This window comes from Flavobacterium ajazii, assembly GCF_010614725.1.
GTDB classification, from domain to species: Bacteria; Bacteroidota; Bacteroidia; order Flavobacteriales; family Flavobacteriaceae; genus Flavobacterium; species Flavobacterium ajazii.
Window position 1 is genome coordinate 65,427 of record NZ_JAAEHL010000004.1, and the last position, 14,839, is coordinate 80,265.

Sequence of the window (14,839 nt, forward strand, 5' to 3'; positions counted from 1 at the left end):
GCATTTTCCGGTTTTTTACGGCCTCTACTTTTGGACTTTTGTTACATAGGCTTCTTTAGATTTTAAATTTTTGTTTTCAGATTTTAAATTTTATGTTATTGTCATTAATTTTTGAAATTATCACTATTAGCAATTTTTAGCGTTCCCTTTTGATATTGATTTTTGACATTGACATTGTTATTTAATCGTGATCTTATCTCTGTCAATAGTATAATCAATCGCATAACTGTCGCTAAAATATTTCAGTACAACTTCAATCGGCTCATTATCAAAACGGGCATTAAAAATTTCTTTTCCGAGCATTTTATTTCTGTTAATGAAAGTCACATTGTATCGACGTTCCAGTTTTTTGATAATATCCTCAAATGAAGCATTTTTAAACACTAAACCTCCTTTTACCCAGGCCGTGTAATAATCTGTATTGACCTCTTCTGTCGTAATTGTTGATTTCCTTTTTATGTTCGACCCTTTGAAACATGGTTTTAAATACACCTGATTTTCATTTGTTTTCAAACCTTTGTAAAGCGAAACCTTACCTTCAACCAGCACGATATCAGTACTTGCATTATCCATATACGCATCTGCATTAAACCTGGTTCCCAAAACCTCAACGTTTACTTCATTTGTATTTACCGTAAACGGATGCGCCTTGTCTTTGGCAACTTCAAAATAAGCTTCTCCTGTCAAATGAACCCTTCTTCCCTCTTTTTTTAAGAACTGTACCGGATACGTTAACTGAGTTCCGGCATTCAGATGCACAAGGGTTCCGTCTGATAACTGTATTTCGAATTTTTTACCGTATGGAATTTTAATCGTATTGTAAACTAATTTTCCTTCAGCATACGCTTTATTGTACACCAATCTGTTTTTTTCCTGTCTTCCGATGATGTTTCCGTCTTTATCGGTTATATTTCGGGTATCGGCTGTGTCAATTTCCTCTTCCGAATTATTATCTAATTGTAAAACAATTTCATCCTGTCTCGGAATAATAACATTTTGTTTCTCTTTCGAGATATTCGAATTTTTATAAAAATAAAATCCGCCCAATGCGACAACCAGAATCGCTGCATATTTATAATAAGAAGAAAATCTTCTTTTATAAAAAACACTGTTTTCTTTCTGAATTCTTTCTGATAACTGCTTTCTTACTTCAGCAGAATCGAATGTATTCATAGTGGTATCAATTGCGTAATTTGTTTTTACAAATTCCCTGAATTCAATTTGGTTTTCTTCATCCTTTAACCATTCCGTCAGTTGTTCAATTTCATCCTGACTGGCCTGATTTGTGATAAATTTCACCATTAATCGTTCTGACTTTTTTACTGTCATTTTATCCTTTTTTAATATTATTACGAAGCAAAAAAGCAAAACCCTAACAATTTTATAAAGTTTTTTTGATTTTGCTGATTTTTTTATTTTTTACAAGTGTTTTCTTTCAATAAATTCTACTAATTTAATAGAATTAAATACACAAATACCATATCTTTGCATTTTTATGCCTTTTTTATTTGTAATAAAATTCAAATAGAAAACCCAAATAAGAAGCTTTTTTCAGGAAATATCCTTTCTGATTTAAGCCTTAAAATTTTAAATTTATATATTTGTTACTATGAAAACCGATGATTATAACGATAACAATATCCTTATTGAATCTCTTAGAAACGGAGATGAAAAAGCGTATACGTATCTCATCGACTCTTACCATCATAAACTTTGCGTTTATGCCAACAGTCTTGCAAAAAATATCTACAGTGCCGAAGACATCGTTCAGAATGTCTTTATAAAAGTTTGGGAGCAAAGAGAGCGTTTAAAATCAGATCATTCCATTAAAAGTTTTCTCTACAAGTCTGTCTATAATGAATTTATTGATTTATACAGAAAAAACCAATCCTTGTTTTCTTTAGAAAAGACCTATTATGATGCCTTAAACTCAGTTGTTCTTGAAGATGATTCTGAATCTTTTCAACGCATATTAAAGGTAGTAAATAAAGAGATAGAAAGTTTACCCCCTAAATGCAAAGAAGTTTTCATTTTAAGCAAAAAAGAAGGCCTCACCAATATTGAAATTGCGGAACATCTTGATGTCTCTATCAAAACTGTTGAAGCACAGATTACCAAAGCGTTTTCAATTTTGCGCTCTTCACTTGAAGAAAAGGTGAAAAGTGTTTTGTTTATGTTCTTCGGAAAAAAGAAAAAACTTGGTCTAAACTAAATCGAATATCTTTTATTCTAAAGCAATTATTCTCTTTACATTTCTCTTATTTCAAAAAAACTCTTTGCATCATTTTCTCAAAGATATTTTTCTTAAAGTAAATCGCATTCAATTTTATAATTTCCTGCTTATCTTTAATCTTTGGAAATAATAAATTGTCATTTAAAAAACGAAATATGAGCACTCCCAATGTCATTAGAAAAGTAGCTATTGTAGGTTATAACCGAATCCCTTTTGCAAGAGCCAATACAGCTTATGCCGAAGTTGGAAATCAGGAAATGATGACCGCAGCCTTAAACGGGCTTATTGAAAAATACAATTTAAAAGGACAGATATTAGGCGAAGTAGTTGGCGGAGCGGTTATCAAACATACTTATGACAGCAATCTGATTCGGGAATGCGTCATGAAAACTACTCTCGATCCTGCTACACCTGCCTGCGATTTGCAGCAAGCCTGCGATACCGGAATAGAAAGCGCCATTTATATTGCCAATAAAATTGCTCTGGGACAAATAGAATCCGGTATTGCCGGAGGTGTTGATTCCATCAGTGATATGCCGATTGCAGTGAGTGAAAAACTTCGAAAAATTTTACTGAACGCCAGAAAAGCAAAATCATTAGGTGAAAAAATCAAAATATTTTTAAAACTCCGTCCCAAAGATTTAACGCCGCTGGTTCCCCGAAATGAAGAATCACAAACCGGCCTTTCGATGGGCGGGCATACAGAAATAACGGCAAAACATTATAAAATATCGAGAGAAGATCAGGATAATCTTGCCCTTAAAAGTCATTTGAATATGGCAAAAGCCTATGATGAAGGTTTTTTTGATGATATGATTACTCCGTTCAACGGACTTGAGAAAGACAATAACCTGAGAAAAGACAGCACTATTGAAAAATTAGCCAAATTAAATCCTGCTTTTGATAAAGTAAACGGAACATTAACGGCAGGAAACTCAACTCCTCTTACGGACGGAGCTTCGTGCATTCTTTTAGCCAGTGAAGAATGGGCAAAAGAACGCGGACTTCCAATTCTGGCCTATATTACTTTTGCTGAAGTCGCAGCAATTGAATATGTCAAAAATCAGCAAAACCTTTTATTAGCCCCATTATTTGCTGCCAGCAGAATGCTCGAAAAAGCCGGATTAAATCTACAGGATTTTGACTATTATGAAATTCATGAAGCTTTTGCTGCACAAGTTTTAGCCACCCTGAAAATTTGGGAAAGCCCAGAACTAAGTGCAGAAATAGGTGTGAAAAAAGCATTAGGAACTATAGACCGTGAAAAACTAAATGTAAAAGGAAGCAGTCTCGCAGCAGCGCATCCGTTTGCAGCAACCGGAGGCCGAATCATTGGTGTAATGGCGAAATTACTAAACGAAAAAGGATCCGGAAGAGGATTTATCTCAATTTGTGCCGCAGGTGGTCAGGGAATTACAATGATTATTGAAAAATAACTTTAATAACAAAATCCCGGAAAAAACCGGGATTTTTTATGCAAATCTTAAAACGAAAATTCCTCAACAGCAGCTAAAGCCTTTGGCAAAGCACTTTCAGCAAAATCAGGAATGGATGTTCCTTCTACACGAAAAGTCGTAACATCTGTCATACCTAAAAAACCTAATACAGCACGCAGGTAAGGCTCGGCAAAATCATAGCTTTTATAAGGTCCTTCAGAAAATATAGCTCCGGATGCAATAGACAAATACACTTTTTTATTGGCTACTAATCCTTTTGGCGAGCCATCAGCATAACTAAAAGTCACTCCTGCTCTGGAAACCTGATCTACCCAGCCTTTTAATGCTGCCGGAATCCCAAAATTGTAAAGAGGCACGCCAATAACAATAATATCTGCGTCCAACAATTTTTTTACCGCGCGATTCGAACTTTTAATCGCTTCTTTTTGTTCAGGTGTATGCGTCTCCTCGGGTGTAAAAAATGCGCCAATCTGCAATCCATCCAGATAAGGCAACGGTGTTTTAGAAAGATCAAGTGTATCAACTTCGATTTCCGGGTAGGCGATTGTCAGTTTTTCAATAACTGCGTTAGATAATTTATTACTAAAGGAAGCATCTCCTTTGATGCTTGTTACGATATTCAAAATTCTTTTGCTCATATTTTTATAACTTTTGTTTTACAACACAAACTTATTTACATTTACTATCTCTTTTATAGTACTATCCTCAATGATAGCGCTATCGTTGAGGATAGTAACTCAAACAATATCAAAATGACAAGCGAAAACACAAATACATGCGAAGATAACACCTGCTCAAAAGAATCCTGTTTAAGCGCCTTATTACCGGTAAGAGATGCACTGGAAGTACTTAGCGGAAGATGGAAACTCCCTATTTTAATTGCTTTGTCAGATCGTCCAAAACGATTCAAAGAAATTTCAAGGGATATGGACGGAATCACAGATAAGATGTTGTCTAAAGAACTTAAAGACCTAGAGATAAACAAATTGATAATTAGAACCGTTTATGATACTTTTCCACCAACGGTTGAATACAGAAGAACTGAACACAGCAGATCTTTAGGAAATGTAATAATGGCACTGAAAGACTGGGGAAATCTGCACCGCAAAGAAATCATTGGCAAATAATTTTTTCAAAATAAGCTTTCAAAAAGATAAAATGATTTTGTTTTCTTTTACAAATTAAGATTTCTATATTTGCAACTTAGTTGCATTACATCAGCTGAGATTTCCAAAATCAAGAATGAATAAAAAGAAATTTATCATAATTAATCTTTTAATGTCTTTAACAGTATTGTTCGCAATGCTTTTTCAGACAGTTCACTCTTATGAGCATATTTATAAGCAAATTCACGAGAAACATTGCGACCATAAATACGCTCCGGGTCAAAAGCAAATTACACACAGCCATAATGTAGAGAATAATTGTCCTATCTGTCATTTTGCATTTAGCACTTTTATTTCAGAGTCATTTCATACTTTTTCATTTCATAAATTAAATGTTGTTACTTCGGCTGTTTTCTTTTACAGCAAAGCAACCTCAATGTTTTTCAAAGGCAGTCTCTTTGCTTTAAGAGCACCTCCTTCCCTATTTTAGTTTACCGGATTCTTACTATTTAAATGTTGAAAATCATTCTTTTTGTTTTAGACAAGAGGAAATATATGTTATTTCAATTTATTTGATGAAATCTATTTTGGCGAATAGATTCCATCAGCAAATTGGATCAATCTCTTTATTTTCAAGTTTAAATAAAAATTCCCTCAGTAAACTCTATCTCTCACATTTAATAAAATAGCTCTGGGCGTCCCTATGGAACGACCTGAAACAGCTATATCTATTTTAAAAAATAATAATTTCCAACTCTATACATTATGCTCACAGCAGTAAACCTGACTAAAAAATACGGTGACCAAATTGCTTTAACCTCTTTGAATTTAACCATCAACAAAGGAGAAATTTTTGCACTTTTAGGACAAAACGGTGCCGGAAAAACGACTACCATAAACTTGTTTCTCGGCTTTATAAAACCAACAGAGGGCGAAATTAAAATCAATGATATTTCGGTAGTTACCAATGCAGATAAAACAAAAAAAGATATAGCCTACATTCCTGAAACAGTAATGTTATATCCAAACCTTACCGGACTGGAAAACCTGAAATTCTTTTCGTCTCTGGCCGGATTTAAATATTCAACCGGAGAACTGACTTATTTTTTAACCAAAGCCGGCTTGCAAATTACCGCTCACGACCAAAATTTGGGCGTTTACTCAAAAGGAATGCGCCAAAAAGTAGGTATTGCTATCGCTATTGCAAAAAAAGCAAAAGTGTTACTATTAGATGAACCTACAAGCGGTTTAGACCCAAAAGCTTCTAACGAGTTCTCTCAAATCCTGAAAGAACTTTCTGCAGACGGGACAGCTATTCTAATGGCTACACATGATATTTTCAGAGCAAGAGAAGTCGCAACACATATCGGAATCATGAAACAGGGAAATCTTGTTACGATTATCGAAGCCGAAAAAATATCAGCAAACGAACTTGAAAATCTGTATTTACAAACTGTTTAAAAAAGGAAAAAATTCCATCTACATAAAAATGAAACATCTATTTATAGTACTGTTTTTTGTCTTTAGTTCTGCTTACTTAAAAGCTCAGAGTAATACAAAAACAAACGACAGTATCGCTAAAGATTCCATTAAAACGGAAGCTAAATTAAACGAACTCCAAGCCGTAGAAATCATAGGAAGATCTACCAAAAAATACAATAGTGATTATTCTTTCGGAGCAACAAAAACGGCAACACTTAACAAAGACATTCCACAATCCATATCAACGGTTACCAAGGAATTAATAGCAGACAAGGCCGCAATTTATCTGGCCGATGCCGTAAAAATGACAAGCGGTGTAATTCCGGCGAGTTATTACAATCAGTATACCATCAGAGGAATTAGTCAAAACGAAGAAGGACAAATCATCAACGGAATGCGTACCCGCCAATATTATTTCCTCCAGCCACTTACCAGCAATATTGAACGTGTTGAGGTAATTAAAGGCCCGTCGAGTGCTACTTTTTCATCTGTTGATCCGGGAGGAAGCATCAATCTGGTGACAAAAAAACCATTGGCAACTGACCGAAAAGAAGTAAGCCTGAGTGCCGGAAGTTTTAGCACATTCAGAGGAACTCTTGATTTTACCGGTCCTTTAAACGAATCAAAAACATTATTATATCGTGTAAATGCGGCCTATCAGGAAGCAAAATCGTTTCGTGATTTAGTGGGCAATAAATCGTATTTGCTCTCTCCGTCCTTCAGTTATGTTCCGAATGAAAAAACGGCTGTCAATACCGAGTTGATCTTAAGCGACATGACCGGAATTCTGGATCGCGGGCAGCCTATTTTTGGAGCAGTTGCCGGAGTTACAAGTCTGAATAAAACGCCCATAAGCCTGAATTTAGGTGCACCAAGTGATTTTTTTAAATCGAAAGAAATGATTTTCACTACAAATTTCTCTCACAAATTCACTTCAAAAATTGGTTTTAATGCCTCTTACATGAAACAATCCTGGAGAGAAGATTTACAGGAACACAGAACCACAAACGGATTTGCCGTAGACATGAACAACCAGCCAGTCACAAGCCTTGCGATGATGCAGTTTGTACAGCGTCAGCAATATTGGAATGTGGACAATTTAACCGCTTTCTTAAATTTCGATTTTAAAACCGGAAAACTGAATCATAAATTATTAACAGGTTACGATTTAAGCAGCTGGAACAAAACCAAAGGCGGCGGACAAAACGCAGCCAGAGGTTATCTTCTTAAAGACGGAACTGTTGCCAGTACTTTTGTACCAGCAAATGCATCCAATTATCAAACCATTACTGTAGACGGTGTTGTTTTGCCAAAGCCAAATGTGAATTATTTTAATTTAAATAATCCAACTTATACCGTAAGAAGTCCTGATGATTATACGTTGAATGTGAGAACAGCATTGCCTTCAGCTTTAACCACTACGAATGCTATTTATATTCAGGATCAGATTCAATGGAACAAGTTTACGTTTCTTTTGGGATTACGAAATGAATGGTTTGAAGACATCACCAATTATGAAACCAATAACGAATTAACTGTTAAGAAATCGGCTTTATTGCCTCGCGTTGGTGTTACGTATGCCATCAATACTGCTATTAATGTTTACACGACTTATCTCGAAGGTTATCAGCCACAATCAAACACCGTTACTTTGATGCCGCAAACCGGAAGTCTGCCTGCCGGAAGTTTGTTTGATCCTCTCGAAAGCAATTTGAAAGAAGCGGGGTTAAAAGCTACTTTTTTTAATAATTCAATGAGTTTTAACGCAGCGGTTTACGAAATTAACCAGCGCAACATCCTAATGAATGCAAACGATCCTGTGAATCCTGATTTACTGGTAACAAGAGGTTCTGAGCGCAGTCGTGGTTTCGAATGTGATCTGGCTGGATACATTACACCCGACTGGCAAATCAATGCTTCGTACAGTTATATCGATGCCAAAATTACAAATGACCGCAATGCTTCCTTAATTGGTGCCAGAAAACAAAACACGCCAAAAAACAGCGCCAACTTATGGACACGTTACAATTTCAAATCCGATTCTGCTTTGGATAATTTCGGAGTTGGTTTGGGAATGCAGTATCAAAGCAGCAAAATTCCGTGGTTTACAAGAGATTTTACACTTCCTGATTTTACCATTTTTGATGCCGCTATATACTACAAACCTGAAAAAAGTAATATTCAGGTTGCTGTAAATGCAGGAAACATTTTCAACAGAACTTACTGGTTAGGCGCTCAGAATTATTTGAGATTATTTCCCGGAGCTCCAAGAAATGCAACGCTTACCGTAACGTATAAATTTTAATCTGCAGTTATGTCATTACACATAGAAAATTTAATAGCCAGACATTTTAGAAAATCTGTTTTTAAAAATCAGGCTGTTTATATCATCACTCTTTTTATTGGTGTTTTATTGCTGTACGCTGCTTTTTCGGGCTGGGAGAATTACAGTAATCAAAATAAAACCAGCGAAAAATACCAGCACGAATCCAGAGAAGACTGGTTGAAAAACCCGGATAAAAATCCGCACAGAATGGCGCATTACGGAAATTTTGCCTTTCGAAAAAGCACTTCGTTAAGCGTTTTTGAATTTGGAATGGAACCTTTTTTCGGAAATGCAATTTTTCTGGAAGCTCACAAACAAAATACAGCCAATTTTTCTGAGGCAGGATTTTCTAACAGCATGCTTCGTTTTGGAGAAATCAGTATTGCCATGGTTTTACAAATACTATTGCCGTTATTGATTTTCTTCCTTGGATTTAATTCGGTGGCATACGAAAGAGAAAATGGAACCCTAAAACTGCTTTTTAGTCAGGGAATCAGCTGGAAACAGCTTTTACTGGGTAAAACTCTCGGAATTGCCTCTGTTGTTATGATGCTTTTTGTTCCCGCAATTCTCGTTTTGATTTTCATCTGGTTATTACTTCAAAACTTTAGCATTTCATTGGATGAAACCCTTAAAATGATCTTATTCATTGGGTTCCATTTTATATATCTATTATTCTTTTGTGCCATTGCCGTTTTGATTTCTGCTTCATGCAAAACTTCAAAAAAAGCGTTGATTTCGCTGATTGGGATTTGGTTGGTTTTCACAATTATTTTACCGAGAACAACGCAGGCAATTGGCGCATATATCTATGAAGCTCCTTCAAAAATTCAGTTTAATAGTGATATTGAAAAAGATATTCTGAAACAAGGAGACAGCCATAATCCGAATGATCCGCATTACAAAGCGATAAAAGATTCTCTGTTGCGGACTTATAAAGTCGATTCGGTTCAAAAATTGCCTTTCAATTATTCAGGTTTTATTATGACCGAAGGTGAAAAAATAAGTTCGAATATTTACAACAAACATCTTGAAAGCCTGCTCGAAATTTATAAAAAGCAGAATAGTTTTTCTAAAACAGTTTCGTTTATAAACCCGTATATCGCGATGAAAAATTTATCGATGGGATTATCCAATACAGATTACGATTCGTATATCGATTTTCAGAAACAGGCCGAAGCATATCGTTACAACATGGCGCAAAAAATGAATGCTTTACAAATTAAATACATCAGCAACAAAAAGCCCGAACCAAACGACAAACCACTCACAATTGGCAAAGACCACTGGGCTGAAGTACCCGAATTTCATTATGAACCAAAAGGAATTTTGGCTGTTTTGAAAAGTGAAATCATTTCAATTATCTCTATTATTCTATGGATTAGCCTGCTGTTTCTTTTTATAAAAATAGCCGCTAAAAACCTAAAAGCCATTTAATATGTTAGCATTAGTATTTAAAAATTTCATACGATCGAAAGGAACAAAAATCGGATTACTTTTTTTGCTCATAATCGGTTTCATAAGTCTTTTGATTGGGCATCAGTTTCAGGAAAAGCAAAGCCAAAATATAAAAGAAGCTGCAATCTATCAAAAAGAACATATTGCGAGAAATGCTGCTTATCATTCTGACGAAATGGGACTGCTGCTCTATTACATCAAATTCTCTCTGGTCAATAAAACGTTTCCGATAAACAGTCTGGCAATTGGACAGCGCGATATAAATCCGTCGATACAAAGTGTAACGATTCGTGGTCTGGAAGGTCAGAAATACGATTCGGAATTAAATAATCCAAACAATTTGATGTTAGGAAACATCGATTTTAGTTTTGTACTGATTTATCTTTTTCCGCTTCTTATTATTGCTTTTACGTATAATGTGATCTCCGAAGAAAAAGAATCCGGAACCTGGAAAATCGTGGCAACGCAAAGTGATAATACATTTTTGTACATTCTGAAATTGTTTTACATCAGAATTTTAAGTTTGATTGCATTATTGACTATTGTCCTTTTTGCTGCAATTCTCTTTTTACAAATTCCGTTAGACAAATCACTTTTTACATTTTACACAATCAGTATTTTGTACATCCTTTTTTGGTTTTCAGTTTGTTTCTTTATCGTTTCCCTGCAAAAGAATTCCAATTTTAATGCTGTGATTTTATTAACCATCTGGCTGTTTATGATCATTATTCTTCCGGCAGCGATCAATACCTATATCATCAATAAATATCCGATTCCGGAAGCTTTAGAATTGACATTGAAACAGCGAAATGCCTATCACGAAAAATGGGACATGGATAAAAAAATGACAATGGATAAATTCTATCAACATTATCCGCAATTCAAAAATTATTCTTTACCCGATGAAGAATTCAGCTGGCTCTGGTATTATGCCATGCAGCAAATGGGCGACGACGAATCGGCAGTTCAGTCTAAAGAACTGGAAAAAAAATTAAAGCAGCGAAATCAGGCCAGTCAAAACATTGCACAATTTATTCCGACACTGCACACTCAGGTCCAGTTAAACGAAATTGCCAAATCAGACTTAGGAAACCAGCTTTTATTCATGAAAAAAACGAACCAGTTTCATGAAAAACTACGTTTGTATTTCTACCCTAAAATCTTTGATAATGCCGATGTAAAAAAAGAAAACTGGTCGAAATTTAAGGTTGAAACTTTTGAAGATTCTTCCAAAGCCAATTTAACAACAACATTTTTACCGTTGGTATTATTCAATTTACTGTTGATTGGTTTGGGATGGAGGAATTTCAGGAAAGAAAAACAAATCATTTAGATTTTCTTTACTAAAAACCATAAAAAAAGACTGCTTTATATAAGGCAGTCTTTTGCTTTTTAAGATCTAAATCAATTACGCTCTAAACAAAGCGTATTTATTGTAATCGTATAAAACTTTGTCATAAGGCACTAATAAAGTTTCTATTTTTTCTGAAGAAGCTTCAAAAGTGATTCCGTTATGTTTTCTGAACAAATAAATCTCTTTCAGACAATTAGACAGACTCTGATGAATTTCTGATGTAAACAATGGCAATTGTTTATCGCCTACTAATAAATCTATCTGGTAGTTTGAACTGCTTTTTGAAAGATTGTTACCAATTATTCTGATGGTGAATTTCGTATTGTTTCCGTGTTGTTTACCCTGATAATGTATTACCATGACGTTATTATTAAAGATTAAAATTTATTTTAGCTGATTTGAACTCCATTTTGAATTCAATAATTAAAGTTATAAAAAAAAAGCAAAAACGTAAAATTACCAATATTAAATTATCATTTTTTTAGCATAAAAAAGCCGTAACGAATTACGGCTTTTTCACAATTAACTAAATATGTTTTTAATCAACTTTTTCACGAGTAAAATTCATTCATAAGCACGATTAATTTAAGATTACATCAGGAACATTGATGTGCTGCAAAATTAGATGATTTAAAGCTTTGGCACAAGCAATGTCGATAAAGTGTTAATAAGTAAAAACGGCCTTTTTAATAGTTAAAACAAAAACATCATTTACGCTGAATTTTTAATTAAATTTGATTAACTAATTATAAAAACCTCAAAATCATGAAAATTAACTTTATCACCTTTTTAGCTGCAGCAGTTGTTACACTTGTAATCGGATTTATTTGGTACAATCCAAAGGTTTTTGGTAAAATCTGGATGAAAGAAAACAATTTTACCGAAGACGATCTCAAAAAAGGCAATATGCTCAAAATATTTGGATTTACTTATATTTTTTCTGTACTGATTTCTATGGCTTTAATGTCTTTTACAATTCATCAGTCAGGTGCTGTAGGAATGATAGGAGGGCCGCAATTTATCGAAAGTGCAAAACCGTCTTTTCATGCTTTTATGGCTGATTACGGAACTGCTTTCCGTACTTTTAAACACGGTTCACTTCATGGTTTTATGGCTGGTTTATTTTTTGCTTTTCCTGTGATTGGGATCAATGGTTTATTCGAAAGAAAATCATGGAAATACATCTTTGTTCATGCCGGATACTGGATCGTTACACTTACTATTATTGGCGGAATCGTTTGCGCATACGCCTAATAAATCATAACCTTAAAAATCCGTTTGAAATTCAAATTCAAACGGGTTTTCTTAATAATAACTTAAACCAAATAAGTTATTACAAATATTATCTAATTTTGAAGAAATTAGCTCACTCTCTTGAATACAAACTATTCTTTCTGGATTTATAAAAGCGCATCATTATTGCCTTTAGAATGGAATTCACTCGCCTCAGACAACATTTTTTTAACCAAAGAATACCTTGAAGTACTGGAAAATTCTTCTCCGGTAAATATGACCTGTCATTTTATTGGGCTTTTTGAAGAAGAAAAACTGATCGGAATTGTGCTGACACAATTTTTATTTGCAGAGAAACTGGAATCTTTTGGAGAACGCGATAAATGCTTAAAAACCTCTGTCCGGAATTTTGCTCTCAAGAATTTCGCTTCACATGTATTGTTTGTAGGAAACAATATGCTTACCGGACAAAATGCTTTTATCTTTGATAAAAATGTAAAACAATCAAAAGTTATTAAAATACTTCATAAAGCAATTACTCAGCTTAAAAAGGATTTAAAATCAAGCGGAAAAAAAGTACATATAACCAGCATAAAAGATTTTACAGCAGAAGAAATCAAACCGTTACAGGCAGAATTCAAAAACAATTATACGTTTTCAACTCAGCCCAATATGATTTTTGAAATCAATAAAAACTGGAAAACAGAGCAGGATTACATTGATGCTTTATCCAAAAAATATCGGGATCAGTATAAACGCGCCCGAAAAAAATCGGAAGGAATTATAAAACAAAAAATGTCTCTGATCGATATTCGAAAATATGAAGATGTTATTTACGAGTTATATTTTCATGTGGCGAAAAACGCTCCTTTTAATACTTTTTTCTTAGCCCGAAACCATTTTAGCTTTTTCAAGGAAATAATGAAGGAAAACTTTTTGCTTTATGGCTATTTTTTAGACGAAAAACTAATCGGTTTCAACACATTGATAAAAAACGGAGATGTTATGGACACCTATTTTTTAGGATATGATGAAAGTATACAACGTGAAAAAATGCTCTATCTGAATATGCTTTACGACATGATAGCCTATTCTGTCAAAAAAGGTTTTTCAACGATTGTTTTTGCCAGAACCGCTCTTGAAATCAAAAGTTCTGTTGGTGCAAAACCTGTAAAAATGTATGGTCTGATCACACACAGCAATGCACTAATCAATCACAACATTGCCCGATTTTTTAATTATCTGGAACCTAAAACTGAGTGGCAGGAACGAAATCCTTTTAAATAACTATTTTTTTTAAGGAATCGCGATTTTCATTTGTTTGTGTAAAATGTGAATTTCTAAAGAAGTCTGCGCTCCACAATATTCGCCATCGATCTGAAAATTTACCGGATAATCAGTTTCTATAATCGCTTTTTCGGTTGAAATAATAACAACATCTTCAGAATCAATAGGCATATTCCCGGTAACGATTTTCCCAATTAAAAATAAATCAAGACTTTTTAGGATTATCAATTCGAATTTACCATCATTCATTGCACCATTTGGGTTAATGGTCACACCTGTGCCGTATTTTTGAGAATTAGCAATCACGATCATTCTTGCGACGTGTTTAACCGTTTCTTTATTGGCTGTAATTGTAGCTACGAAAGGTTCGTTTACATCGGTCAGGGTTGTAAATGCCTGCAATGCATATCCCCAGAAGCCACGTACATCACTTTCTTCATAATTTTTTACCAGATTGGCATTAAGACCAAGATCACTCAAATGAATACTTTTTTTACCGTTGATACAAATCATATCCATTTCGATATAATGATGTAAAAAAGCAATTTTCAGGTTCTCTTCTATTGTTGAAGGCAAATTTAAATCGACAGAAAGTCCGTTTGCAGAACCAGCAGGTAAAATGCCAATAATCACATCGTGTTCTTCCATTGCTTCAGCTACCATTTTTATGGTTCCATCTCCACCAGCAACCACAATTCGTTCTGGTTGATATTGATTATATACGGATTGTATTTCTTTTAAATCACTTTTTCCGGTAGTTTCATAAACTTCTAAATCAAAATGATTTATAGCTGCAAACTCGCTTACAGCCTCAATCAAATCTGATTTATCCAAATCTCCGGAAATTGGATTCACTACAAACAGAATGTTCTTTTTCAAAATTTTATTCTTAAAACCAATTAA

The 14,839-nt window shown here is 34.3% G+C and carries 14 protein-coding genes; 10 read left to right on the forward strand and 4 right to left on the reverse strand.

What is annotated here, in order from left to right; all coding sequences use genetic code 11:
• Positions 1 to 177 precede the first annotated feature (177 nt).
• Positions 178 to 1,329 carry a FecR family protein gene (locus tag GWR14_RS08155; protein WP_163408541.1) on the reverse strand — a complete coding sequence of 384 codons (1,152 nt, stop codon included), beginning with the start codon at positions 1,327 to 1,329 and terminating at the stop codon, positions 178 to 180.
• 280 nt (positions 1,330 to 1,609) lie between these two features.
• Between GWR14_RS08155 and GWR14_RS08160 the strand changes: the two genes are divergently transcribed.
• Together GWR14_RS08160 and GWR14_RS08165 are read left to right on the forward strand one after the other, a co-directional pair.
• Positions 1,610 to 2,212 carry an RNA polymerase sigma factor gene (locus GWR14_RS08160; RefSeq protein WP_163408542.1) on the forward strand — a complete coding sequence of 201 codons (603 nt, stop codon included), beginning with the start codon at positions 1,610 to 1,612 and terminating at the stop codon, positions 2,210 to 2,212.
• A 176-nt stretch (positions 2,213 to 2,388) separates the two neighbouring features.
• Positions 2,389 to 3,669 (forward strand): acetyl-CoA C-acetyltransferase, encoded by a 1,281-nt coding sequence (locus tag GWR14_RS08165; RefSeq protein ID WP_163408543.1) that lies wholly within the window; start codon positions 2,389 to 2,391, stop codon positions 3,667 to 3,669.
• Positions 3,670 to 3,716: 47 nt separating this feature from the next.
• On the opposite strand, the gene GWR14_RS08170 is transcribed toward GWR14_RS08165, so the two are convergent.
• The gene (locus tag GWR14_RS08170; protein WP_163408544.1) at positions 3,717 to 4,328 is read right to left on the reverse strand and encodes an FMN-dependent NADH-azoreductase; all 612 of its coding nucleotides are present in this window, start codon (positions 4,326 to 4,328) and stop codon (positions 3,717 to 3,719) included.
• Between the two features lie 114 nt (positions 4,329 to 4,442).
• Between GWR14_RS08170 and GWR14_RS08175 the strand changes: the two genes are divergently transcribed.
• The 6 genes from GWR14_RS08175 (at position 4,443) to GWR14_RS08200 (ending at position 11,395) form a co-directional block, all read left to right on the forward strand.
• Positions 4,443 to 4,817 (forward strand): winged helix-turn-helix transcriptional regulator, encoded by a 375-nt coding sequence (locus GWR14_RS08175; protein WP_163408545.1) that lies wholly within the window; start codon positions 4,443 to 4,445, stop codon positions 4,815 to 4,817.
• Between the two features lie 151 nt (positions 4,818 to 4,968).
• Entirely contained in the window at positions 4,969 to 5,286 is a 318-nt protein-coding gene (locus GWR14_RS08180) for a hypothetical protein (protein WP_163408546.1), read from the forward strand.
• A 275-nt stretch (positions 5,287 to 5,561) separates the two neighbouring features.
• Positions 5,562 to 6,257: an ABC transporter ATP-binding protein gene (locus GWR14_RS08185; RefSeq protein WP_163408547.1), complete on the forward strand. Its 696-nt coding sequence runs from the start codon at positions 5,562 to 5,564 to the stop codon at positions 6,255 to 6,257.
• A 28-nt stretch (positions 6,258 to 6,285) separates the two neighbouring features.
• Entirely contained in the window at positions 6,286 to 8,583 is a 2,298-nt protein-coding gene (locus GWR14_RS08190) for a TonB-dependent siderophore receptor (protein ID WP_163408548.1), read from the forward strand.
• Between the two features lie 9 nt (positions 8,584 to 8,592).
• Positions 8,593 to 10,041, forward strand: a complete 1,449-nt coding sequence (locus tag GWR14_RS08195; RefSeq protein ID WP_163408549.1) for an ABC transporter permease — start codon at positions 8,593 to 8,595, stop codon at positions 10,039 to 10,041.
• 1 nt (position 10,042) lies between these two features.
• A complete protein-coding gene (locus GWR14_RS08200) occupies positions 10,043 to 11,395 on the forward strand; it encodes a DUF3526 domain-containing protein (protein ID WP_163408550.1) in 1,353 nt (450 codons plus the stop codon).
• A gap of 75 nt (positions 11,396 to 11,470) precedes the next feature.
• Here GWR14_RS08200 and GWR14_RS08205 read toward each other — a convergent pair whose 3' ends face one another.
• Positions 11,471 to 11,776, reverse strand: a complete 306-nt coding sequence (locus GWR14_RS08205; protein ID WP_163408551.1) for a hypothetical protein — start codon at positions 11,774 to 11,776, stop codon at positions 11,471 to 11,473.
• A gap of 405 nt (positions 11,777 to 12,181) precedes the next feature.
• Here GWR14_RS08205 and GWR14_RS08210 point away from each other — a divergent pair, with 405 nt between their 5' ends.
• Both GWR14_RS08210 and GWR14_RS08215 read left to right on the forward strand, forming a co-directional pair.
• A complete protein-coding gene (locus GWR14_RS08210) occupies positions 12,182 to 12,670 on the forward strand; it encodes a DUF1761 domain-containing protein (RefSeq protein ID WP_163408552.1) in 489 nt (162 codons plus the stop codon).
• A 120-nt stretch (positions 12,671 to 12,790) separates the two neighbouring features.
• Positions 12,791 to 13,936, forward strand: a complete 1,146-nt coding sequence (locus tag GWR14_RS08215; protein WP_163408553.1) for a peptidogalycan biosysnthesis protein — start codon at positions 12,791 to 12,793, stop codon at positions 13,934 to 13,936.
• Between the two features lie 9 nt (positions 13,937 to 13,945).
• Here GWR14_RS08215 and GWR14_RS08220 read toward each other — a convergent pair whose 3' ends face one another.
• A complete protein-coding gene (locus tag GWR14_RS08220; RefSeq protein WP_163408554.1) occupies positions 13,946 to 14,815 on the reverse strand; it encodes a diacylglycerol/lipid kinase family protein in 870 nt (289 codons plus the stop codon).
• Positions 14,816 to 14,839: the final 24 nt, after the last annotated feature.